This is a genomic window from Ruminobacter amylophilus (assembly GCF_900115655.1).
In the GTDB taxonomy this organism is placed as follows: Bacteria; Pseudomonadota; Gammaproteobacteria; order Enterobacterales; family Succinivibrionaceae; genus Ruminobacter; species Ruminobacter amylophilus.
In genome coordinates this window covers 29,074-54,822 of the sequence record NZ_FOXF01000001.1, presented here as the reverse complement: position 1 = coordinate 54,822, position 25,749 = coordinate 29,074, and the positions used below count along the sequence as shown (strand labels likewise).

General features: G+C 44.1%; 15 protein-coding genes. 9 read left to right on the top strand and 6 right to left on the bottom strand.

The window, feature by feature from the left end:
- Positions 1–56: 56 nt before the first annotated feature.
- Both guaA and BMY80_RS00190 read left to right on the top strand, forming a co-directional pair.
- Positions 57–1,634: a glutamine-hydrolyzing GMP synthase gene (gene guaA / locus BMY80_RS00195; protein WP_031579020.1), complete on the top strand. Its 1,578-nt coding sequence runs from the start codon at positions 57–59 to the stop codon at positions 1,632–1,634.
- Positions 1,635–2,000: 366 nt separating this feature from the next.
- Positions 2,001–2,789, top strand: coding sequence for an IS110 family transposase (locus BMY80_RS00190; RefSeq protein WP_177178447.1), 789 nt, complete (start codon positions 2,001–2,003; stop codon positions 2,787–2,789).
- A gap of 234 nt (positions 2,790–3,023) precedes the next feature.
- Here BMY80_RS00190 and BMY80_RS00185 read toward each other — a convergent pair whose 3' ends face one another.
- Entirely contained in the window at positions 3,024–3,755 is a 732-nt protein-coding gene (locus tag BMY80_RS00185) for an MmcQ/YjbR family DNA-binding protein (protein ID WP_093139809.1), read from the bottom strand.
- A gap of 29 nt (positions 3,756–3,784) precedes the next feature.
- Positions 3,785–5,395 carry a sigma-70 family RNA polymerase sigma factor gene (locus BMY80_RS00180; RefSeq protein ID WP_093139806.1) on the bottom strand — a complete coding sequence of 537 codons (1,611 nt, stop codon included), beginning with the start codon at positions 5,393–5,395 and terminating at the stop codon, positions 3,785–3,787.
- Positions 5,396–5,909: 514 nt separating this feature from the next.
- Between BMY80_RS00180 and ung the strand changes: the two genes are divergently transcribed.
- From ung to BMY80_RS00160, 4 genes are all read left to right on the top strand, one after another.
- A complete protein-coding gene (gene ung, locus BMY80_RS00175; RefSeq protein WP_255326988.1) occupies positions 5,910–6,620 on the top strand; it encodes a uracil-DNA glycosylase in 711 nt (236 codons plus the stop codon).
- A 546-nt stretch (positions 6,621–7,166) separates the two neighbouring features.
- Entirely contained in the window at positions 7,167–9,203 is a 2,037-nt protein-coding gene (locus BMY80_RS00170; protein WP_093139804.1) for a transglycosylase SLT domain-containing protein, read from the top strand.
- A 392-nt stretch (positions 9,204–9,595) separates the two neighbouring features.
- Entirely contained in the window at positions 9,596–10,729 is a 1,134-nt protein-coding gene (locus BMY80_RS00165; protein ID WP_093139801.1) for a LacI family DNA-binding transcriptional regulator, read from the top strand.
- Positions 10,730–11,046: 317 nt separating this feature from the next.
- Positions 11,047–11,496: a hypothetical protein gene (locus tag BMY80_RS00160; protein ID WP_093139798.1), complete on the top strand. Its 450-nt coding sequence runs from the start codon at positions 11,047–11,049 to the stop codon at positions 11,494–11,496.
- Positions 11,497–11,579: 83 nt separating this feature from the next.
- Here BMY80_RS00160 and BMY80_RS00155 read toward each other — a convergent pair whose 3' ends face one another.
- From BMY80_RS00155 to BMY80_RS00140, 4 genes are all read right to left on the bottom strand, one after another.
- Positions 11,580–13,724: an LTA synthase family protein gene (locus BMY80_RS00155; RefSeq protein ID WP_093139796.1), complete on the bottom strand. Its 2,145-nt coding sequence runs from the start codon at positions 13,722–13,724 to the stop codon at positions 11,580–11,582.
- 106 nt (positions 13,725–13,830) lie between these two features.
- Complete coding sequence (locus BMY80_RS00150; RefSeq protein ID WP_093139793.1) at positions 13,831–15,123, bottom strand: hypothetical protein; 1,293 nt, start codon at positions 15,121–15,123, stop codon at positions 13,831–13,833.
- A complete protein-coding gene (locus BMY80_RS00145) occupies positions 15,116–15,757 on the bottom strand; it encodes a hypothetical protein (RefSeq protein WP_031579541.1) in 642 nt (213 codons plus the stop codon). Before BMY80_RS00145 ends, BMY80_RS00150 begins: the two co-directional genes overlap by 8 nt.
- A 20-nt stretch (positions 15,758–15,777) precedes the next feature.
- Entirely contained in the window at positions 15,778–19,539 is a 3,762-nt protein-coding gene (locus BMY80_RS00140) for an ATP-binding protein (RefSeq protein ID WP_093139791.1), read from the bottom strand.
- A gap of 959 nt (positions 19,540–20,498) precedes the next feature.
- Between BMY80_RS00140 and asnA the strand changes: the two genes are divergently transcribed.
- The 3 genes from asnA to ydiJ all read left to right on the top strand — a co-directional run bounded on the left by asnA (position 20,499) and on the right by ydiJ (position 25,630).
- The gene (gene asnA / locus BMY80_RS00135; RefSeq protein WP_093139789.1) at positions 20,499–21,536 is read left to right on the top strand and encodes an aspartate--ammonia ligase; all 1,038 of its coding nucleotides are present in this window, start codon (positions 20,499–20,501) and stop codon (positions 21,534–21,536) included.
- 297 nt (positions 21,537–21,833) lie between these two features.
- Positions 21,834–22,370 carry a hypoxanthine phosphoribosyltransferase gene (gene hpt / locus BMY80_RS00130; protein ID WP_093139787.1) on the top strand — a complete coding sequence of 179 codons (537 nt, stop codon included), beginning with the start codon at positions 21,834–21,836 and terminating at the stop codon, positions 22,368–22,370.
- Between the two features lie 197 nt (positions 22,371–22,567).
- The gene (gene ydiJ, locus BMY80_RS00125) at positions 22,568–25,630 is read left to right on the top strand and encodes a D-2-hydroxyglutarate dehydrogenase YdiJ (RefSeq protein ID WP_093139784.1); all 3,063 of its coding nucleotides are present in this window, start codon (positions 22,568–22,570) and stop codon (positions 25,628–25,630) included.
- Positions 25,631–25,749: the final 119 nt, after the last annotated feature.

Genomic DNA, 25,749 nt, shown 5'->3' with positions numbered 1-25,749 from the left:
CGTAAGGCCGGACCGGACTGCTCAGTCCGGCTTTTTATTTAGGAAATTTATTTATTATGGAAAAAAATATCCACAATGAAAAAATCCTGATTTTGGATTTTGGTTCCCAGGTTACTCAGCTGATTGCCCGTCGTGTACGTGAAATCGGTGTTTACTGTGAGTTATGGGCTAACGATGTTACCGCGGAACAGATTAAGGAATTCAATCCTAACGGTATCATTCTTTCAGGCGGTCCATGCTCAGTTAACGATGAAGGTTCTCCAAGAGCTCCTGAATACGTATTCGAAGCCGGTGTTCCTGTTCTCGGTATCTGCTATGGTCTTCAGACCATGTCAGCTCAGCTCGGCGGCAGCGTAAAGTGTTCAAATCTTCGTGAATACGGTTATGCGGCAGTTGATCTCTTAAATGACAACAATCCTCTGTTTGACGGTATCTGCGACAAGACTGAAAACGGCAGAAAGCAGCTTGAAGTATGGATGAGCCATGGTGACAAGGTTGACTCAATTCCAGCCGGTTTTGAAGTTTCAGCTTCAACTCCAAGCTGTCCTTATGCAGCCATCTATGATCCAAAGCGTAATTTCTACGGCGTTCAGTTCCATCCTGAAGTTACCCATACCAAGAGCGGTGCCGTAATGCTGGAAAATTTTGTTAAGAAGATCTGTAAGCTTAACTGTTTATGGTCTCCTGAAGCAATTATCGAAGATGCCATCGCCAGAATCAGAGCCACAGTCGGTGACAACAAGGTTATGCTCGGCCTTTCAGGCGGTGTAGACTCTTCCGTAACCGCACTTCTTCTGCATCGCGCCATCGGTGACAAGCTTACCTGCGTATTTGTTGACAATGGTCTGTTACGTCTCAACGAAGGTGCTCAGGTTAAGGAAATGTTCGGCGATAAGTTCGGTCTCAACATCGTTTATGTTGATGCAGAAGACCGCTTCCTTTCCGTACTTAAGGGCGTAAGTGATCCTGAAGCCAAGCGTAAGGCCATCGGCAAGGCATTTATCGACGTATTCGCTGATGAAGCAAGAAAGCTTACTGACGTAACCTTCCTTGCTCAGGGTACAATCTATCCTGACGTAATCGAATCAGCAGCAGCCAAGACCGGTAAGGCTCAGGTAATCAAGTCTCACCACAACGTTGGCGGTCTGCCACCTGATCTCAAGTTCAGTCTGGTTGAACCTTTAAGAGAACTGTTCAAGGATGAAGTAAGAAAGATTGGTCTTGCTTTAGGTCTTCCTTATGAAATGCTTTACCGTCATCCGTTCCCTGGCCCTGGTCTCGGTGTTCGCGTACTGGGTGAAGTTAAGAAGGAATACTGTGATCTTTTACGTCGTGCCGATGCAATCTTTATCGAAGAACTCTACAAGGCTGAATGGTATCACAAGGTATCTCAGGCATTCGTAGTGTTCCTCCCTGTGAAGTCAGTAGGTGTTATGGGGGACGGTCGTCGTTATGATTACGTGGTGTCTCTGCGTGCCGTACAGACCATCGACTTCATGACTGCTCACTGGGCAGAACTTCCGTATGATCTGTTAGGTCGCGTATCAAATCGTATCATCAACGAAATCAACGGTATCAGCCGCGTGGTTTATGACGTGTCAGGTAAGCCTCCTGCAACTATTGAATGGGAATAATTCTATCGCGCTGAAGGATAATCCGGCTTTGTTCTCATTTTCCTGAAGCACCGTAAAGAGATATTCTTAAATCTTATGCAAACAGCCTGAAGGTTATAGTCCTTCAGGCTGTTTTTATTCCTATGCTTATCCGTCAATCATTTCTATGGAAACTAAATCAAAGAGAAGAATATTGTAACTGTTACAATAACCATCTCAGATTCATGGAAAATATTATTCCACAAATAGAAAAGACAATATGAAACGACCTCCACGAATGAATGCAAATCGTGGATTTACCGTGTAGACTGTAGATGTTAAACAAACAGAAACGGATTTACCGCATACATTGAATGAATTTAATACATACATTGAATGAAGGTCGTTATGAATAAGATAATATATATTGGAATGGATGTCCACTCTTCTAACTTTACTTTGTGCTCTTTTGAACCTGGTTACGGCATGACCGAGGATAAGATATTCGGTCAGGTGCAGTTTAAAGAAGACTTAATAAAAAACACCGAAAAGTATATTTGTAATCTGAAATCACAAAGAAAGGACATCGATATTGTCTGCGGATATGAAGCAGGATGTCTCGGTTATGTTCCTTACAGAGAATTAACCAAATCAGGCATCAACTGTATGATTCTGGCTCCAAGTACAATGGCTGTACAGAAAGGCGGAAAGAAGCAGAAGAATGACTTCAGGGATGCTTTGGATATTGCCAGATGTCTGGCAAGCGGAGCCTATAAAGCTGTCAATATTCCCGATATTGAAGACGAGGATGTGAGGGATTACCTCAGAATGCGTGATGATCATCAGACAGCTCTAAAACAGATAAAGCAGCGATTGAATGCATTTTGTTTAAGACACGGATTTCAGTATGACAAATCCAAATGGACACTTGCCCATATTCAATGGATAAAGCGCCTGGAGTGCACATTTAAGCAGCAAGAAATCATAAATGAATACCTTGCAACATACGAAGCGCTTAAAAGCAAAATTGAAGCTTTTGATGTCAGAATAGAGGATTTCGCCTCAAATGAACGGTATGCCGACAAAGTGAAGAAACTGGTATGCATCAAAGGTATACAAACCAATACTGCCATGTCATTTATTTCCGAGGTTGGTGATTTCAATCGTTTCCGAACCGCAGAACAGATGGCACTGTAAACAGTGATCCTCGATGAAAGACCAATAGAATTCGCGGCGAACCATTGACCTGAGGTAACCAATCCCCGTATAACAGAGTGGCCAATGCCGTGCTTACACTGAGGAAAATGTCTTGCCTAAATTACTGCTTGACAAAAGTCGTTTCATAACAGTTCTGTAAATGCATGTATTCGAGCAGTCACAGCTGGCAGCTTCAGTTCTTTTATATCTGAATCATATACTGCTTTCTGAATGTTAATGACCGGAAACGATTATCGAGCGGCTGCGGTCGGCAAGTGTCATTATCTGATCGTCAGGTACCGTTCCGTCCAGGGATATCGTTATCCAGTTTTTTTTATTCATGTGATATGCCGGATAAATTCCGTGGATCTTTTGTAAAACGGCAATATCCTTTTCTGGAATCTTGAGGTTGATTATTTCAATGATTTCATCGCTGACAGGAGTTGAACGTGAATGTTTTAGCGAATCGACTGCGCATAAATTATTTGAGATTGAATTCAGTCTGTCTCTTCTGACATTCATGATAATTGCATACCATTTACGGTTTTCGGCATATCTGAATACACCGCAGTCTGGAGATCTTTTGAAAGGAAAATCTGGCTTCTCGCCATATCTGTCGGTAATAAGTCTGCTTATTCGATTGGTCTGCTCGAATATGAAGTACTCGTTTAAAAAGCATTTGTCCGCTATCTGTTTCAGAATGTTGGAAAAATCGTTGCGAACTTCTGCGATAAACCTGCCGGTATATGATGGTACGTTAAGAGGAAGATATTCTTCATTAGTGTCAGTATCAATCACCGAGGCGGATATTTTTCCGTCTGTGGTTATTTGCACGACTGCTCTGAATCTGTCGTTTAAAAACAGGCGTGAGTAGATGTAGGTATTGTCATTTATGATAAATCCGAATTTCTCAAGAAGATGACGGCACATCTTTTTTTTACGAAAGATTTCTTCAGCAGTATTCATGTTTTACGAATTCACAATTACTTAAAGAATTATTTTATGCTTCCTATCCAGTCGCGGAGAAATTCAAATCTGGAATTGGTTTTCAGACGTCTCAGAGCCTGTTCCTCAATCTGACGGATTCTTTCAGCTTTGACTCCGTACAGTTTGGCGATTTCATCTAGTGTCTGCGGATCAAACTTGCCAATGCCGAAACGTCTTCGCAGAACGTCTCTTTCCTGCGCAGGCAGAATTTCCAGAGCATTGCTGATGCTTTCGTTCATGTTCTGTGTTTCCACGCTGTCTTCAGGCGTTTCCTGATCATCAACATGATATACATTCTCTATGTACAGTTCATCACCGTTATTTTCATGGTTTACGGATTCGTTCAGTGATATGGTGGGAACGGCATAGAATTTGAGTTTGGATACTTCATTTGCAGAAATATTCAGAGCTTCGGCTATTTCCGTATTTTTCGGATCCCGGCCGTTTTTCTTGTAGAAATCCACGCTGAAACGTTTGATTTTTTTCAGCTTCTCCTCTTTGTTTGCAGGAAGCCTGATGGACTTGAAATCATTGTTCAGGGCTCTGTTCATATACTGCTTAATCCAGCAGGTTGCATATGTGGAAAGTTTGAATCCCATGGTGTAGTCAAACTTTTCTATGGCTCTGATAAGACCTAAAATGCCATACTGGGTCAGGTCATTGAATGTTTCATCATCCTTGTTGAATTTTCTGGCTTCATACATTACCAGTCTGATGTTGGCCTGAATCATGATGTTTCTGGCTTCAATACCTCTGGAGAATTCCTTTTTGATGTTGTTGTAGATATTGATGATGTCCGCAATATCATGAAAAGTAAATCTTTCCAGCTGCTTGAGTTTGTGCAGGGAGTTTTTCACGGCACGGGCCATTTCCGGAAATTTTTCGAGTCTGCTTAAGGTCTTGCCCGGAAGGTCGTCCATGGATTCAATCCAGTACAGTGTCTCTTTCGGTACGGAAACGTTCTTGAGATTTCTGTTGAGATTCATGGATTTGAAGTTTCTGGTGCCTGTTTTCAGTTTATCGATAAGTATCTCTCTGAAGCAGTGACAGATTTCAAGCACACGTGAAAACTGCAGATTGATATGAGCGATAATCTCGTTGAACAGGGATGGGGTAAAAATAAAGGTGCTGATAAGATCACGGAGCTGCTTCTGCAGATTTATGGTGCTCTCGTCCTGTTTTCCTTTTGTTTTTATTGATTTGACGGTTTTGCCGTAAAGTTCTCTGAGCTCGGCGAATTTTCTTGGAGCTGTTTCCTGCAGTTCATTACCAGGAATCACTATCTCTGCTGAATCGCCGGTTTCGTCATATTTATTTTCACTCTTTTTTACGGAGACTCTGGCATCTGTTTCGGTAAATCCGATAATAAGTTTTTCGATAAGAATCTTTCCGTCTTCCTTATCGTTCCTGTCACTTGCCGCCAGCATGGCATCGTATTTGTCCAGAATGAATTTAACGATAAAAATGGCTTCAGCTATGAAACTGCATATATTGCGGTTGCTGTCTTTGATTATTTCCGCCAGCTTCTGTTCCTCTTTGGGATTAAGAAGCTTTTCATCCCTGAGTCTGTAATAGAGACTTGGAGAAATGTTGATGTCGTTACTATTTGTCGTAGCCATTTTGTTTTCTCTTTCTGATTGTCACAGCCTTTTCTGCGATGGGCGGAATCAGTGAAGTAAAGGCCGTCATTCGCAGAGTGTCAGCAGACTGTGTTATTACCTTCAGACTCGAGTTCAGTCATGAGTGATGGTGATTAAGTGGACTGACCTGGCCTGTATTCTCAAATGTTGTATATATATATTCTTTATTAAATATGTAAAATGATATTGATTTCATATACAAAAAAATCAGATACATTCTTTTCATTATAAGATTATTTGTTTATGTTTTATAAGATGTAGCACGCAAAACGGTTAAAAATGATACATGGCAGGGGTTTTTTGCAAGGAGGAACGTTGTCCTGATAATACGCTCAGACGTTTAAAATGAATGTACGTCTCCGGTATGGTGGCAGGCAGTGGTAATAATTCAACGGCCTTCTGCCTGCGTGAAAAAACACCTGTCCTTCTTTGTTGCTTAATATGCCTATTGATGATATTCTTTCTGCGGTTTTATACTTGTTTTCTCATTCCCATGGGGGGGAGCCCGCATGGTCTTAGGAGCTTATTTATGACTTCCTGGCATGATGTGTTAGGTCCGGAAAAGGATAAGGATTATTTTAAGTCGATTCTGGCTTATGTGGAGCAGCGAAGAGCTTCTGGTGTTAATGTTTATCCTCCGAGAGCGGATGTGTTTAATGCCTTTAAATACACTTCTCTTGAAGATTTAAGGGTGGTTATTATCGGTCAGGATCCGTATCACGGGCCTTATCAGGCACATGGTCTGTGCTTTTCGGTAAGACCTGAAGTGGAAATTCCTCCCTCTCTTCGCAACATTTACCAGGAACTTAAAAATGAATACGGTGACAGTTTCACCATTCCGGAACACGGTTATCTTGAAAGCTGGGCAAGGCAGGGGGTGTTCATGCTGAACAATACCCTTACCGTTGAAGAAGGTCAGCCTCAGAGCCATGGACGCATCGGATGGGATACCTTTACCGATGTGGTAATTGAGAAAATCAATGAATACACTGAACATACCGTATTTATGCTCTGGGGATCGCATGCACAGAAAAAATGCAGATGCGTGGATCAGAACCGCCATCTTGTCCTGACAAGCGCTCATCCGAGTCCGCTGAGTGCCTACAGGGGGTTTTTCGGCTGTAATCATTTTTTAAAATGCAATGAATATCTGGTGGCTCACGGTAAAAAACCTATATGCTGGCAGGTTCCTCTGGATCTCTGATTCTTACCAATACTCTGCCGGATTCAATTCCGGCATTTTTTTGATTCCTCTGGTCATAACTGTTTTTCAATCCTCTCTTTTTTCTGATGGCGGAACATTACGACTGTTTTTTTCTGCCTGAAATTTCTGTTTTGGTCAAAAAATTATCATATTAAAGCATATACTGATATAATTATATTTTATTGATATATGGTTATTTAAAATTTAGTATTTTATCAAAATTGTGTTACCTGAAATAATGACCGGAAATTACCTGCTTTACCATTTGCCTTTTTTTTCTGATCAGACAAAAATTTTTGTAAATAAAATTTGGGTTTTTGCTTTAAATTGTTATAATTTAATGGTGTTTATAACAGGTAAAAAACAGAGTGGAACAGCCTCAAAAAACAGGTGATGATAATCAGTATTAAATTTATTTGTCTTATTGTTACTGTTTATATGTGTTCCATTCTAATGAATTTTTAATATGCGTACGATTGACTGACAGTCGCCTTCTCTTATTTTTTGTTGTTCTTTAGCCTAAGTAATCGGTTGATTTATAGAGATATGTTGAAACAGAAGAATTACGTAAAAAATATCGTTTTTGTTATAGCTGCCATTGTGCAGTCCGCCATTTTGAGTTCATGTGCCAAAGCCGACATTCCTCCGTCATTTGAAGAAGATACGGCCAAGCTTGATGTACCGGTTTTATTATCGGAACCTATTCCAGAAGCCGAGGTTCATGACTACACCAGATTTGAAAAGCAGCGTGAAGCATATCTGAATGCCCTTGACGCATACAGTGCCGGAAAATACGCTGAAGTGGAAAGTATTCTCGTAAACGATCTTTCCGATTATCCTCTGGCTGTGAATATTGAATATCTGATGCTTAAAAGACCAGGTGCGGACATGAATCAGATCCGGAAGTTCATAAACTCCGGACAGCATGACGTTCTTTCAGCTCGTCTTAAAAGCTACTATATTCAGAAATTCGACAACAATGCCGACTACAAGGGCGTTCTGTCGGTTTCTCCTTCCATTCCTCAGAGCGAGGATTTGAAATGTCTGTGGCTGAAGGCTCAGTATAAGACCGGCAACAGACACAATGCGGTGGCATTTCTTAAGAATAAATTCACTCATGCAGAACCTCTGAACGCCGGCTGTATGGGACTTGCGTCGGTTCTGGTGGCTACCGGAGCCATGACAGAGGCCGACATATATTCACGTGTCTATGAGGCTTACTGGACCCGCAACAAACAGGGAATTTATCAGACGGCTGCCCGCATGCTTCATAAATCAAAGGCATACAGTGAACCTCTGAAGCTTATGAGTAAGTATTATGCCAATCCGGCAGGATACGCTGCCATTCCGGTAACACAGAAAACCGCGGCCACTGCGGTGTTCAGAAGATACGGAAGAGTGGAACCGAGAGGAGCACTTAAGGATTTCCAGTCTTTCATCAGCAAGTATCATCCTTCCGAAAAGGATATAAGGGACATCAAGAAGGCGATAATTATTTCCCTGCTGTTTGAAAGAGACGATCTGCCTATGGATTTCATCGATTCTGAACTTCCATCACTCGGAAATGAGGATATGTTCAAACAGCGTATCCGTCTGGCAATCTGGAACCGTGATTACATCGCTCTGAACAAGTATCTGAACCGTCTTCCGGCTGAAACTCTGAAGGAGGATAACTACAGATACTGGCGTGCCGTTGCTCTTGAAAATCTTGGCCGTGAGGAAGAGGCAAGAGCAATAATGAAGGAGCTTGCCGGCGTGAGAAGCTTCTACGGTTATCTGGCCGCCGACAAGGTGGGGGCTCCGTATGTTATCAATGAGGTTGCAGTTCCTTCAGTGAACATCAGACAGAGAGCCGGTTTTATTGAAAAGTATCCGGCATATCTGCGCTTTACCGAATATGAGTTTCTCGGTGACAGAAAAGGGCTGAGAACTGAATGGAAGGAACTGATGAATCAGGCTACCGTTGATGATGCCAGATATATTGCAAAGACCGAGGCGGAACGTGGTTACTATGACCTGGCCCTGTGGGAGTCAATTTACAAGAAAGACTGGGACGTGCTCTCACTTCGTTTCCCTGTAACATACAGGGAAATTTACAGCACTCAGTCTGATGCCCAGAAGGTTTCACTTACATTCATGTACGGTATTACCCGTCAGGAAAGCATGATGAATCCGAAGGCCAAATCACCGGTAGGTGCCATGGGACTGATGCAGATCATGCCTGAAACTGCCAAAATAGTCAGCAGAAAACACGGAGTGGGCTACAGCAAACCTGTTGACCTGCTTAAGCCAGAGGTGAATGTTGTTCTTGGAACGGCTTATCTCAAGGATCTTCTGAGTGATTTCGGCGGAAACAGAATTTTCACGTCGGCAGGATATAACGCCGGTCCGAGAAGAGCTGTAAGATGGCAGAGTTCAGACGGTGTATGCAGAGATCTGGCAACCTACGTTGAAAACATTCCTTTCAATGAAACAAGAAATTATGTACAGAAGGTGGTGCTGTACGATTATATGTACCAGCATCTGCTCGGAGTACAGAATCCTGTATTCATCTACGACAGCGAGAAGGAGAACTGCTACTAGCGGTACTTTTCCGCCGTTTTCAAAGTATTTTTTCTGTTTCGCATGACGGCTGAAGAATTTGTATTCGGCCGTTATCTGATGACGAAAACTGATAGTGAAAAACCTATTTAGGCCGGAATATCATGAATTAAAAATATGCTGATTATTTTCGGAAAAAGCTGGTTATTATCAGTTAAAAAGTCTTTTTAGAGTAACATTTGTATATTTTATGTTGTTTTAATATTAAAAAATAGGCAATCGGTCAAGATATTTTGAAATATTTCAGATCTACCTGCAATATTTGTCGCATTTCATTAATTTTCTACTATAATCATTATAGTATAATTGGGTTTAGGTTTTTAATTTTGATTAGTACGCATGTTAACCTCTAAGGTTAACTTTTTAGGTGATGTATGGCTACAATAAAAGATGTTTCTCGTTTAGCTAACGTGTCCATATCAACAGTATCAAGAGTTATAAACAAATCATTAAAAGTTTCACCTGACAAGGTTGAAGCAGTAATGAAGGCTATGGAAGATCTCAACTTTCAGCCTAACAGCTTCGCTCAGGCTCTGGTAAACAAGAAATCAAACTGCATAGGTGTGCTCGTAGGTGACCTGTGCGGCGGTCCTTTCTTTGCCCAGATGATGCGCGGTATTGAAAATGTGATTCTGCCTGCCAACAAGTTCGTTATCGTAATGTCAGGCAAGCATGAACATGATCGTGAAAAGAACAGTATCGAGGCTCTTCTTCTGAGACGCTGCGATGCACTTGTCGTTCATTCAAAGGCTTTGAGTGATCAGGAACTGATTGAAATTGCCCGTTCTGATGTTCCTATCGTTTTTGTTAACCGTCTTGTTCCTACTTTAGAAGACAGATGCGTATGGGTTGATATCAGCTCCGGCATGGAAACAGCCGTAAACCACCTTATCAAGCAGGGACACAAGCGAATTGCGTACATCGCTTCCGATGAAGTTAACAATCAGGATGCCAAAGACCGTATGGACGGTTATCATCGTGCCCTGAACAATGCAGGCATTGAGTTCGACAATGATCTCGTAAGTCTTGCATTCCCGGACGAAAACGGCGGTCACAATGCCATTGAATCTCTGCTGATGAGAGATGTCGGATTTACCGCATTCGTTGCTTATAACGATGCCATGGCAGTAGGTGCTGTCAGTGCTCTTACCGAGAACAATATCAGTGTTCCGGAGGAAGTGAGTGCCATCGGTTTTGATAACAACCTTATCACCAACTACATCAAGCCGAAACTTACCACCGTCCGTTATCCGATTGAAGAAGTAGGTGAGACAGCGGCAAAGCTTGCTCTGAATGTTCTTTATGCAAGAGAGCGTGAAGAATATGAAGAACGCAAGGAAAAGGAAACAAACAAGAGTTACGAAAAGAAGTTCGATCTTCATGAAGTGGTTGAATTTACCAGAGAGGATCTCAAGTTTATTCCTGACCTCATCGTTCGTGATTCTGTTGCTCCTTATGACGAAGCGGTTGTAAGAGAAAGCAAGGTTAAGAAGCAGAAGAAAAAATAACTTTAGAAATTTTCTTATATAATCTGTAGAGCCTCAGAATATCCGTTATTCTGAGGCTTTTTATGTGTCGTGTGACGATTTGTCATGTATTTTTTCGCGGTGAGAACTTTCTGTTTGCTCCCCTGATTAGGAGTGTGTGTTTTATGAATTGTCCTTTCTGTAATTCAGAAATAAGTGTGCCTGTCAAATTTTGTCCTGAGTGAGGTAAGTCGGTAAATACTGCGTTTCAGGAAGTTTTAAATAGTTTATCGAAAATAACATCACTGATTAGTGCATACATTCTGCTTCCCATTGTTTTTAGAAATACAGGTTTTAGCGTGGTTATAGGCAATGTACTGCTTATAGTACTGATTATGTTTTCTTTTCCTGTTGCTGAAAAAGTCAGAGATCTCTTTGAAAGTGTTAATTTACCGCATCACGTTAAAATGGTTAAAGGTCTTGAAAAAATATTCAGGGTTCTGCTGGTTATGAGCTTTTTTACTTTGATCATTGAACTGTGTATTACGGAAAAATCTGTTTTATGGCAAGGCCTGTCTCTTAATGCGACACTATTAATACTAATTGCCTGCGCTATGTTTGTATTTGTAATGGTGTTTTTCAAGTTTTACTGCCTCTGGCGTTTTATATCAGTAGAGTTATTGATTAGACGTCTTGCAAAAGGAGAATATGTAACAATAGAGCCGCCTGGAATAGCAGCATACATTGTTTCAGCTGTTGATGGTTTATTTGTTACTGTTCTGCTTTTCGGTGTAATTATATTGTTCTAGTGTTAATTACCATCAAAAAGAGCTCCTGTCCGTTAACCGGCAGGAGCTCTTTACACTATACAGATGAAATGAAGATATAATTTTTACCGGGAGATTTCTCTGTCCTTCAGAGTAATGTTGTAATGATAGATATCATGAACCAGCTGATCGTAACTTTCGATATCGTTGCACAGTTCTTCCGTATTACTGAATTTTGAAGGATCCGCCTGAAGTCCGGTAATTCTCGGCGTGTTCAGCAGAACGTTCTTATAGCTGATTTCAGGATTTCTGATGAAGCAGGCTATGTATTCTTCAGAGTTACTGTTTCTTATCATATAGCTTGAGTTTTTCTTGTAGATTCCCACCTCATCATTATAGCTGAACGGGTAGTTGCATATATCGGTATCGCTAAGCATGTCACAGCCGGTAGTCAGCATCTTCCCTCCTGAAAGCGCATGTTTTGCAAGGGTACTCATTACATCCTTGTGTGAACCGAATCTGTGATAGTCATAGCTTACACCTGTCGCCTTCTGGTAAGCCTTCGGCATATAGATATAGAAAGGCACACTGTGACCTAGAATAACCTCGTCAACTCTGTTGCTGTAGCCGATGCCTCTTAAATTGTGGTCGCCGGTAGCGGCAATAAAGGTCTTTTCAGCCATCCGGGGATTATTCTTTACCTCGGAAATGAAATTGCCGAGCGAATTGTTGGCATATCTGAATGTCGCAAAGATGGTTTCGGTATTGTCATACGGGAATCTCTGCAGAATTTCCTTCGGAAGAGGGATCGTCTGCGGAGTTACATTATCAGGCACTCTGTACGGAGGGTGGTTGGTAATGGTCAGCATGAATATCAGCAGTGGCTTGTCGTGCTTTCTGGTGAGTGTTCTGTAGGCAGTTTTGAACAGGTATTCGTCATCGATGCCCCATGTTCCGGAGGTGGCTTCAGGGAATAATTCGCGAATGCCGTTTTCGTCAATGATTTCATCCACGCCCTGGGCGGTAAGAAAGTTGCCGATATTTCTCCAGGAGCTGCGGCCGCTGGTGATGAATATTACGTGATAGCCGTGTTCTCTGAACGGTCTTACAGTGTTCAGGAAAAACTTCTTGTCATAGTTTGAGGAGGTGGACAGGTTCATGTCCGGAGCTCCGGTAAAGAGTCTCATCAGAGTATCTGACGTACCGTTGCCTTCAGACAGAAAGTTAAGGAACAGAAAATCACTTTCGGCATGCTGTCTGAAACTGCCGTAGACGTCAACTCCAATCCTAGGATTGTCAAGAAGCAGCATGTGGGTACTCATGCTTTCCATAATGGCAACAACCACGTCAGGCTTGTTTTTATCCAGAAATTCGTTTTCCGGAATTTTTACGGTAAGCGGTGCGGTAAGATTGTCAGTGGTAGTTTCCATGCCGTTGTTCAGGTAACTCATGACCAGATCCCGGGCACTTACGAACGGCTTCTGTCCTTCCTTCTTGTGCCACTTGTATGCCCAGTAGAAATGAGCAGGACCGTTACCTGTGGCTATGTTTATAATCGTATTTCTCGACACATTCAGATTGTCCTGACGGAGAGGGAAGGTTGTGAGGGAACCTCTTAGAATGAATACGGTTAGAAAAACCTGAAGGATCAGAAACAGTACGATTCCGGTTTTATCGAGTTTCCGGAAAATACCGTTGAATACCCAGTTGAAAAATGCGGTGACGTACTTGAAAACAGGATAGTAAACCAGAAGAAACAGAATTATTAGAAACAGAGCCGGAAGCACCGGATAATCCTTGATGATGGTGAACAGCACTGCACCTGGATCTTCTTTGAAAAGAGAGAAGATAAAGGTGTTGATGGCCTGTTTGTAGGTGTCGTAGTAGTAATGCTGTACAACGGTTAGTCCCAATACCAGCATGATGCCCGCGTAGCTGAATATGCAGGTGGTCTTCGGGTAGTATTTTTTCAGGCGTGGAATGAAAAGCAGTATGCCTGATATGAGAACCGGCAGAAATATGGTTGATGAGAATTTGGCATCAAAAAGCAGTGATGTCTGAATGAAGGTAATTTTTTCCAGTTCGGATATCTGCTGGATGGCCGTAGGTCCGAAGGTTTCCAGAAATATTTTTCGACCGATGGCAAGGATGGCCATGCCAATGGCGGTGGACGCAAAAAAAGTGGCAAAAGCGGTGCACAGCTGGCTTCCGATTGTTTTAAAGCCGGACTGAACCGTCATCTTCTTATTTATCTCATTAGTCATAGTCATTTTGTCTGTTCATGTTTCCTTTAAGTTTGATTCTCGTGAATTATGTTTCTTATTGTTTTTATGGCTTCAGTTTTGCAGTCTTATCCTGAGTTCTCATAACGGATATTTATAATCCTCTGGTACTGATTACGATATCCTCGAGTATTTTATCACCTATCTGATTTTCACCGAGTTCTCCGAGTATTTCATGGTACTGATTGTGACCTATGAAACTGCATTCGAAATACTTCCGGTTTTCAGGAGGCATGTCCTCATAGAAGGCACCAACGGCAAAAAGCCAGTGGGACGGAATGTGGGACAGTCCATGTTCACGGAGGTATTCAGTGGCGCTTACAGGCTGCCCGGTGCTGATGCATCTGCGGAACAGGGCCGTGAGATCTTCCGTTATGTCATCCAGTACAATGGCTTCGGATTTGATTTCCGGTGCCTCGTCAAGACCTCCTGATGAATCCAGTGTATCTGTTCTTTCAGGTACGGATGCATCCTTTCTGTTCAGTTCACTTACAAGAACGCTTAGGCTTTCATTGTACTTTTCGCTGTCTGAATTCATGTCAGCGTGAGCCGAGCCTTCAGGAGCTATGTCCGCGGCTCTGATGAAGAGTTCATCCGGTTTTTCATAATCGGCGTAGTTCTTCGGCTGATAGTCCGGATTTTTGCTGTAGTGTTCATGGAAAGCCTTGAGAATATTTGTTTTATGTACTTCACTTCTGAATGTGGCCAGCATGTTTCTGAGCTGAATCAGAATCACGTTCAGGTCTCTCTGACAGTTGGCGAGTTCATTGAGCAGGCCGCTGCACAGAATCCCGAAAAGGGGACTGTTGGGGGTATCCTGATTGATGAATTCCATCATGTGGGTGAAGGTGAAGGCCGTGAAATTGTCCACCAGTCTGGTTGCCGTGTTTATGGCGGCTTCGTTTTCGGTTATCTTGTCCTTTATGCTGCGAACAAAACCGAACTGGGTCTGAATTCTGTTGGCCAGACTGTATACGGCATCCTGAGCGGTGAAGGTTATGTCGAAGGTCATCTGTTCTATGTCACCGAGAACCTCTTCAGCCAGGGAATCCTCGCCTGCCTGTCTGTGTTCAAGGTAGCTCAGAATAATTCTGTCGAGAGTCTTCAGACGGGATATGAGGTCAATCTCAATATGACGGGAGTTGCTGTGAGCCAGAAGATAGTTCAGCATGGAGGTCAGGTTCGGGTTCAGCTTGTACTTGCCCTGAATCTGCATCAGAACCCTCTGTCCCTTGAGCTGGGAGAAGATGTTGCTCTGTTCCTCCGGAATTTCCTCCAGATTTCCGCTGTAGGCGGCAGTTATAAGCTCAGCTCCCTGATTCAGGGAACTCAGAAATCTTTTTATAAGTTCGGTACCGCCGACCTTCTGATTAACACCGCTAGCCATTGAAGATGTCTCCCTGTACGGCTAACTGCTGCTCGTCGGCATTTTTTTCCAGAATCTGTTCACGGCTGTTGATGTATTCAAGAACCTCGTAGATATATTCAAGCTTGCCGGTGAACTGGAAGCGTCTGCTTCCCTCAATGGTTTCGGCAATGATTCCGAATTTTTTCATGTGGTCAAAAATGAATTTGACCTGAGTCGGAACTGGTGCGCTTGCATGCTTGGTGGTAAGCAGTCGCAGCAGAGCCACATTGCGTTCGTTAAGGAAATTGTTGTTTTCCAGAATGGTGACGATTTCCGCTTCGGAAATAATGTCTCCGACGTTCAGCGGATGGTCTCTGAGATCGCAGTCCATAAGTTCCAGTACGAAGGATATGACCGGACGCAGCTGATTGCGCAGTCCTTCAAATTCTCTGGAAATGGAGTCGCGGTCGCTGTTGTCGTCAAGATTGAGCCATGAGGCGTAGAAGGCGTTGCCTCCCTTGGTATGACTGATTTTTCTGTTGAGCGGGCGCAGCAGACTGCTGACTGTTTCGAAGGTTTCCGGATTTCTGAGATCGTTAAAGGCCTCCGGAGAGGTGACTGCGCAGACGAATTTACCTGAAAGAAGCATTTCGGTGGTTTTTCTGATACTCATTTTTAATCTCCTTTCCGACCTTAAGATTCCAGCAGCTTGCGTGAAATGGCTTCACCGATAGGATTTACCGCTTCAGCATTTACGTATACGCCGTCGCGGGCTATACGGTAGATGCACTTGAATTCCGATGCAATTGACGTGCTAAGATCCGGAGCCGCGGATACCATGGCTATTCTGTTGCGGTTCATAACCTGAAGCAGAATATGAATGTTTTTGTTGGACAGCTTGCTCATTTCGTCCACCGGCCAGTGAATGTTCACGTCCTGTCCTTCTCTTGAAAGATGAATAAGACTGATGTACAGGGCGCAGATAAGCAGGAAGGTCAGACCGTTGGAACTCAGATCCTTAAGGTTCTTGGCGGTTTTGGCTGTCTTTTCCTTGCCGTTTTCGGTAACTTTGAATACGATGTTGAAGAGTTCGCTCACTTCGTTCTTCAGCTGACCGTTGACAAATTTGCCGGCCAGATTGTCAAGATTATTGATGAAGGCGTCATCAGGCAGATCGTAGTCGCCTGAGAGACGGTATCTGTTTTCATAGCTGTCGGCAATGCTTTCGATGAGATCCCAGCTGGCAATCTGCTTGATGCAGGTTTCCAGTTCAATATTGAAGGATTCAAAAGCCTCAAACTGCAGATTCTGGGTAACCACGTCGGAAATTCTTCTGCTGAAGCCCTGAATGCGGTTGTCGAATTCCTTGAGGTAATGATAGTACTGACTGATCATGTGCGAGAAATTCTTTTCCTGAAGCAGAAGCATCTTTTTCTGTTCAGGAAGAATGCCTGTGTACAGCGTCTGGGCCGCGATGGTTTTCAGGATAAGCTCCTGCTGACTCTGTGTTTCATTACCGGTAAAGGTGTAGTTGATTTTATTCAGATCCCTGGCTTCGTTCCACATGCCGTAAATAGAGGTGGCGCGGTGTGATGACATCTTTGAGTCAAGAAGACCGAGTTCGTCATTGAGGCCTCTCATGGCCTTGCGGTATTCGGAAATACCGGATGCGGTCTCTGAAAGAACACTGTTGATGGTGAGAGCAGGTCTGATCTGGGTAGGTTTGCCGACGATATGTTCGCTGTCCAGATCGGTTACGCAGTTTCTGATGTTCTTCTGCAGGTTTTCCCTGCTCTTTATTTCATCAGAGAGCTCACGGATGGATTTTTCAAAATCCTTGACGGTACTTTCGTTCTGCTTTGTCTTTGAATTCAGAATCTCAGTCTCGCCCTGAAGCTTTCTTTCAAGTTCTGTAAGCAGATTGCGTTCGTCGCTGATACGGTTTCCGTTACCGCTGAGCCACAGCTCGTATTCACTGACAAGGGCGGTTTTGGAATTGATTTCCTTTAATTCCTTCTCGTAGGATTCGCATTCCTCGTGAATCTTGTCAATCAGCTTCGGATCGATGTTCTGCTTGCTGAGCTTTGACTTCTTCAGTTCGTTGAGTGTGCTTACCTGGGTGGTGAATTCATTGTCTATGGATTTCAGCAGATCCATCTGTGTCTGTTTCAGTTCATCAAAACGGCTTTCGATGTCACTCTTGTTTGCCAGATGGTCGGTGTCGCTGTTCTGAAGCATTTCCACGTATTTTTCATGATGCTTCCTGAGTTCATCCTCAAGTCTCTTGAGTTCCTTCTGAATATCTGAAATCTGACTGCTGATGTCGGTTTCCCTGGCAATGCGTGCCTGGGCAATGTATTCCTTTACGGCCTTTTTCTTTTCGTTGAGATCGTTCAGTGCCGCTTCGCTTAACAGTTTGCTGCGGGCAATGTTGATTTCGTTTTTGCATTCGGCGATTTCGGTGGACAGACGATTCTGTTCCCTGTCCATTTCTCCGAGCTTTTCCCTGAGTTTTTCGCACTGTTCTCCGGTTCTGCGGCGTTCATCCTCAAGTTCGGAGTTATCCTTCTGTGTTTCCGCCACGTCATGGATATCCAGTCTGAGGTTGTCAATGCGGATATACTGTTCAGGTTTGGTACTGTCGGCTGCGGTTTCTGCCGGATCTCTGATTTCTTCTGCGGGAGCATCAATGATTTTCGGAGACAGATCGGTTCTGTCCAGCAGATCTTCTCTTATTATCTTGCCGATTGATTTCTTCCATTCAGGGATATATTCATTAAGGAAGCCGGTGAGCATGCCTTCGTCGGCACTGAGACGGCGTGACAGATCGCCAAAACGCGCAGTGGCGTTCTCAAGCTGATTCTGAAGCTGTACGTACTGCAGGGCAATCTGATTGCACTTTGCCTCAGCCTGATGCTGTTTTCCGGTGCTCTCCATAATTGTTTTCTGCAGGGCGCCGTTTTCTCCGTGGGCGGTTTCAAGTCTTGCGTCTATTTCATCAAGCTGCTGCTGCATTTCAGGAGGAACCACGAACATGTTCTTTTCGTTTTCCAGAGTCTTGAGGGCATTCTTTTTGGCTGTGATTTCCAGATCCAGTTCGTGCTTGCGCTGAATTTCCTGTTCCTTAATCTGGTTGCGCTGAGCCTGATATTTCCTGTCTTCTTCCGCAAGCTGACTGTTTTCTTCAAGTTCGTATTTATGCAGTATCGCCTCTATCGGAGCTCTGTCTTCCTTGTTTTTGCTGATGAGCTTGGCCTTGGTTGCCGCATATTCCGATTCGATGAAGCTGTAGCTTTCGCTTAAGGTGGCCAGCTGTTTCTTCTTGCTGTCTATAAAGCCTTCGATAACGCTGCGGTTGTGGTATTTTTCACGCCACTTGTCTGCTTCCGCATCAATGAATTTCTCTCTTTCCTCTTCCATGGTTTCCACCAGCTTCCTCTGGCGGGAGAGTTTTTCCTCCGCTGCTTCCTTTGAAGAACGGAGTCTGGTCATGGCTTCTTCGGTTGCCTGTCTGAAGTTCTGGTAGCTTTCAGCCTCTTCATCCCTCTGTTTTATGAGGTTGCCGAGACTTTCATCGTTTTCGTTCTGATACCACAGCAGACTGCCGTATCCGGAGAGGAGTTTTTCCTTGGCGGTGGAAAGAACGTGGAACAGCTCCAGAATGTGCTGAAGATTAGGAGTCAGTTCGCTGATTTCCTTGAAGGCTCTGGTATCACTGCACCATTTGGTGAGCTCCTGTTCCCTTATCTGCAGATCGGGAGTGCGGTGTTCCTGCTTCAGGATATCGGTCAGCAGCAGTTTGATGTTGTCAAAGCTGATGTTGCCGGTAATGATGCTGTGAACGATATTGCCGACGTAGCGGAGCTGACAGTGACCGCCGCTTAAGGCATATCTTTTTCTCAGCTGGGCATTGTCACCCATGGGAATGTTCTGAATTACCGAACGGTAGAAATCCACTGAGTAGATGATTTTTTCCGCCTTTATGCCGTTCTTTCTCAGCGTGTCCCTGTATTCCATCCAGGTTTTCGGTCTGAATTTTCCGTTGATGGAGTCCTGGGTTATGTAATCCATGGTATTAAAGGCTGACGGAATGAATCCGTAGCTTACGGCTGTATTGCCCTGGTTGCTTGAAGCGTTGCTCACCACCACGTGGGCCATGGTGCCGTTATGAGTTACATACTCATATATAATGCTGCTGTCCGCTTTCGGCAGATAGAAGCCGGCGAAGCTCTTGCGGACGGAACTGATGCTGGTGATTCTGCCGGGCTCCAGACCGTAAAAGAAAGGGATAAGGTTAAGCAGACTGGTTTTACCTGAACCGTTGGCACCGTTTATCTGGGTGTGTCTGGAAAAGTCAAATTCATAGATCCCGTTTCCTGAGGCAATGTATGAATTCACTAAAATTAGTCGGTTAAGACCGGCCGTTTTTTTCTGGACGGAGTAGTTTTCTGACATTCTGACTTTTCCTTTATATATTTAGGTTTTCCGGCTGACCGTCAATCATGGTGCTTTTATTCACTTTTTTTGTGCATCCTTCAGGTGTGCACTAGGTGTGCACTGGTAAAAAATGAATCACGGCGGGGCGGTGCCCTCGTAAAAATATGTCTGCCGATCAATTTTATGGTTATGTTTTTTTACTGTAAAACAAAAAATCTGCATAATGGAACGGTTATTGCATATGTACTTATTGTTGAATTACATTAAGCAAATGATTTCAGTCTGTAATTCCGCAGATGCGTCTTCAGTAACCGGATAACTGTTCAACGGACATGCATTATATCATTATTTGAAATGATTGCCCCTTAAAAGGTTGTCATGCGGGAACTGAAAATGAATGACAGTTTGAAAATGTAAGATGTTCATCAAAGCTGAAACATCAGTTTCAGAAGGAACTTCTGCCGGAAACGGCATCTGTTCCGGCAGCAGGTGAACAGTGTGAATATGTGAAGGCAAAAGCCAAAATAAATTCAGTTATGATTGACTTTAAACGTTTCAAGTGTCAAACTGAGTTGCATTTTGTTGTAAATGTAGCTGTTAGCATATAGCTCAACGGATTAAGACTACTGAAAGCGAAGTTGCGGCAGGTAGCTTAAACATTGAAAACCGCGGGAACAGCGGGGTTAGCCCGGATAATCTGGATGAGATGCCTTGACCGGGAAGCTTCCGTCGGAGAACGGAAGAGGTTCGAATTTGAAAGTTTATCATTAGCATAAACTTGAGTTAGGAGTTGTTTTGACAATGACTCTGCTGACCGGCTGATGCATCATGACGGTAAATCCGGTTCCGGATTTGGAATCCCGTCATTATCGGAAAATCAGACGTGCAGTTTTTTGTGTTTATCTTTTCACCGTAACAAGAGGAGTCTGGTACTCGACACGATTGTTGTTGTACGTGTATGAACGCCACTATCAATTATGAGCAACTTAATTAAGCCACAGGACTACAAAGCAGTTTTAAACCTCAAGCAGACTGAACAGGGAATCAAGCAGATCAAAGACTTTTTCCAGCAGAATCTGTCAACAGAATTACGTTTACGCCGTGTTACAGCACCTTTATTCGTAATGAAAGGTCTCGGTATAAATGATGACCTTAACGGTGTTGAACGTGCGGTAACTTTCCCTATCAAGGATCTGGGCGATGCCAAAGCTGAAATTGTTCATTCTCTGGCAAAGTGGAAGAGACTGACTCTTGCTGAATACAGCATTGAACCCGGTCACGGTATCTATACCGATATGAACGCCATCCGTGCTGATGAAGAACTTGACAACCTCCATTCACTGTACGTTGACCAGTGGGACTGGGAAGCGGTAATCACCAGAGAACAGAGAACCGTTGATTTCCTCAAGTCAATTGTTGAACGTATTTACTCAGCCATTCGCCGTACCGAATACCTTACCTGCGAATTCTATCCTGATCTCAAGCCTTTCCTTCCTGAAAACATCACCTTCATTCACAGTGAAGAACTTCTTAAGATGTATCCTGATTTAACTCCGAAGGAAAGAGAAGACGCCATCTGTAAGAAGTACGGTGCCGTATTCCTTATGGGTATCGGCGGCAAGCTTTCAAATGGTGAAAAGCATGACGGCCGCGCTCCTGACTATGATGACTGGAGTACAGAAGGCAGTAACGGTCTTTTAGGTCTGAACGGCGATATCTTAATCTGGTATCCTATCCTTAACCGTTCATTCGAACTTTCATCAATGGGTATCCGTGTAGACAAGGAAGCATTACTCCGTCAGTTAAAGATTGAAGGCTGTGAAGAAAGAAAGGAACTCTACTTCCACAAGAAGCTCCTGAATGATGAATTACCGTTAAGTATCGGCGGCGGTATCGGTCAGAGCCGTCTGTGTATGGTTCTCCTCCATAAAGGTCACATCGGTGAAATTCAGGCAAGTATCTGGCCTGATGACATGAGAGCGGAATGTCAGAAGCTCGGTATGCACCTTATCTAATCAGATTGACATACCGGGCTGCGCCTCACGGTACGTCCGGAGGCTGACAGTCAGTTGAGATTAAAGGCATGATTCCTCTGGAGTCATGCCTTTTTGACGTATGGCGTACAGGTCTGTATCCGGTGGCGAAAAAGAGTTGTCAGGCTGACGGATGGTGAAAAAATATTCGTAAAGAGATAGAATAACGCCGCCGTTAACGGTCTTTTAAAAATATTTTCCGGCATCTTCAAGCTGCCGGAAGAGCGTGTCGTAAGTAAAAACAGAATATATAACCTTTTTGCGGAAAAAGAGAAGAGAATGGACAGAGATAATATTTACGGTCATATCAGCCGGATACTGATAACTGAAGAGGAGATAAGGGAGAAGGTCAGGGAAGCGGGACGCATGATTACCGAGGAATACAGGGGCAGACCTCTGCTTCTGGTCAGTATTCTGAACGGCGCCTTCATGTTCATGGCCGATATCTGCCGTCAGGTGAAAACTCCCTGTGAAATAGCCTTCATGTCGGTAAAGAGTTATCAGGGCGACAGTACTACAGGTAACGTGCAGATAGTACAGGACATTAAAAGGGATATCAGCGGTTATCATGTTGTCATTATCGAGGATATTATGGATACCGGCCTGACACTCAGGGCTGTTACCGATATTCTCAGAGGCAGGAATCCTCTTTCCCTGAAAATAGTAACCCTTCTGGACAAGCCCGAAAGAAGAATCGCAGACATCAGACCGGACTATGCCCTGTTTACCATTCCGAATCTGTTTGTCATCGGATACGGTCTGGATTACAACGAGGCATACAGGGAGCTTCCATACATTGCAGAGTATTCAGCCTGAAAGGGTGGAAGACCTGAAAAACAGCCCGATTTAAGTTTTCATTAAAAACCTTCGCTGAAATGCCTGTTTTATTTGCAATTAATCACAAAAGTGAGAAAATAACATCAATTGTCTTGATTAAGCAATAATTTTTGTCATTGTTTCTCAAGTATGCATTCTTTCTAATTCTTCCTGATTATTTAACTACGGTGCAGAAGATGATTCCAAAGATAAATCCTGAAAGCAGTATAGATCCTGTATATCTGAATTATTTCAACAGATTAAAAGACGCCAACTTTCTCGGTGATATTGAATATTCTTATTCAAGCAGGCTGGCGGTAGCCACTGATAATTCCGTATATCAGAGACTGCCTCAGGGCGTTATCTTCCCTAAGAACAGGGATGACGTGGTTCTGGCCGTCAAACTTGCCTCAGAACCTGAATTCGCAGGACTCAAGTTTGCTCCGCGCGGTGGCGGTACAGGTACCAACGGTCAGTCTCTTACCGACTGGATCGTCATGGATCTTTCACGTCACATGAGAGACATCCGCGAACTGAATGTGAATGAACGTACCGTATTCGTTGAAGCAGGCGTAATCAAGGATTATCTCAATCAGCAGATAAAGCCTCACGGCCTGTTCTTCTCACCTGAGCTTTCAACCTCAAACAGAGCAACATTCGGCGGTATGATAAGCAACGATTCATCAGGACAGGGCTCTCTCAAATACGGCAAGACTTCTCAGCATGTTCTGACCGTGGAAGCCGTACTTCTTGACGGCTCTCTCGTGACCTTCGGACCTGTAAGCGGCGAAGCCCTGCAGGCGAAAATGAATCAGGAAAACATGGAAGGCCGCATTTACCGTACCGTGTACAATATTGCGAAGGAAAAGAGGGAAGAGATTTTAAAGACATTCCCTGATCTTAACCGTTTCCTTACCGGCTACGATCTGAAGCATGTATACAATCCGGAAACCGACACTCTTGATATTTCACGTATCATCTGCGGTGCTGAAGGTACTCTCTGTTTCATTACCGGAGCCAGAATTGATCTGACTCCGATACCAAGCTACAGATCTCTTGTGGTTATCAAGTACGACAGCTTTGATTCAGCCCTGAGACACGCCCCGGTTCTGGTTGAAGCCAATGCGCTTTCCGTTGAAACAGTGGATTCAAAGGTGTTCAATCTCGCCAAGCAGGATATCGTATGGCACAGCGTTAAGGAACTGATTAAGGAAGTTCCTGATAAAACCATGGACGGCATCAACATCGTTGAATTCGCCGGCTGGGACAATGAGCTTGAAGGTTCAAGAATGAAGTCTCTTACCGATTCTCTGGACAGGGATCTCGGAGCGTCAGGAAACACCAGGGGAATCATCGGTTATCAGACCTGTACCGAACTTAAGGATATTCTTGCCGTATACGCCATGCGCAAGAAGGCGGTAGGTCTTCTCGGAAATGCCGAAGGTGACGCCAAGCCGATAGCCTTTACCGAAGATACCGTGGTTCCGCCAAAGCATCTTGCCGACTATATTCAGGAATTCAGAGCTCTGCTTGACAGTCACAATCTGACATACGGCATGTTCGGTCATGTCGATTCAGGCGTGCTTCACGTAAGACCGGCTCTGGATCTGTGCAATCCGGAACAGGAAAAGACACTGCGTGAGATTTCCGATGCCGTAGTGGCTCTTACCGCAAAGTACGGCGGCATCATGTGGGGTGAACACGGCCGCGGCTATCGTGCCGAATACGGTCCGGAGTTCTTCGGCAGCCTGTTTGTCGAACTGAGAAAGGTTAAGGCGGCTTTCGACCCTGGCAACAGAATCAATCCTGGCAAGATCTGTGTTCCTTTCGGCAATGATACCGACAAGCTGGTAAGTGTTGACGATACCAAGCGCGGTTCATTTGACCGTCAGATTCCTGTTGAAGTAAGACACAGCTTCAGGGTTGCCGTAAGCTGTAACGGTAACGGTCTCTGCTTCAATTTTGACAAGACCGCTCCTATGTGTCCTACCTACAAGCTTTTAGGCGACAGAAGACAGTCTCCAAAGGGCAGAGCCGGACTGACAAGAGAATGGCTGAGACTTATGCAGCTTGCCGGTGCGGATGTTCTCAGTGAGGAAAAGAAGCTTGATGAATCAGGTTTCAGTCTTAAGGCTTTCTTCGAAAAGGTGTCCAACACACTGAACGGGGATAACGTAAATGATTTCAGCCATGAAGTAAGAAACGTAATGGACTGCTGTCTTGCATGCAAGGCCTGTGCTTCAGCGTGTCCGGTAAAGGTTGACGTGCCTGATTTCAGATCAAGATTCCTCAATCTCTATTTCAGCAGATATCTGAGACCTGCCGGAGATATTCTGGTGAAGAACATCGAACAGGTTACTCCATACATGGCGAAGGTTCCCCGTTTCCTGAACGCGGTTAACGGTCTGGCTCCGGTTAAGTTCATAACCAAGAAGCTCTGGGGATTTGTGGATGTTCCGGTGATGAGCTATCCGACCTTCAACACGCTGGTGAAGAGCACCGATGCCGAGTATCTTGACCTTGACAGAATGAACAGACTGAGTGCCGAAGAACGCGGAAAATACGTGATTCTGGTTCAGGATGCCTTTACCTCCGCATATGATGCGAAGGTTATTGCCGACTTTATCGTTCTTGCCTCAAAGATGGGCAGGAAGGTTGCCATTCTTCCTCTTAAGCCGAACGGGAAGGTAATGCACATCAGAGGCTACATGAAGGAATTCGCCAGAGCGGCCCGTTCAACGGCTGATTTCTTCAATCAGGTATACGGACTGGGAATTCCTATGGTGGGTATCGATCCGGCAATGACTCTCTGCTACAGGGATGAGTACAGAAAGATTTTAGGTGACAGCCGCGGAGATTTCGTGGTTCAGCTGACCCAGGAATGGCTTCTTGACAATCTTGACTCAATCAGACCTGTCAGTGCGGAAAAGGCTGGCCACGAATACTATCTGATGGCGCACTGCACTCAGAAGAGCCTCAAGCCGACAACTCATGCCGACTGGACCAGAATTTTTGCGACGGCTGGGCTTAAGCTGGTTCCGGTTCCTGTCGGATGCTGCGGTATGGCGGGGCTTTACGGTCATCTTAAGGCCAATGTTGAACGCAGTAAGGAAATCTATCGCGAAAACTGGGCTCCTGTATTTAAGAAGTATCCTATTGAATACTGTCTTGCCACCGGTTATTCCTGCCGTGAACAGGTACGCCGCATGGAGGAGAAGAACGTGCTTCATCCTCTGCAGGTACTCAGTACTCTGCTGTAGTCTGAAAACACCGTGCGGCCTTATTCCACGGCTGCTCAGATTCAGGTGTGAAACCGCGTCCCTAAAGGATGCGGTTTTGTTTATATTAGTTGAATTATATCGTTGTTTTTGTTATAAAG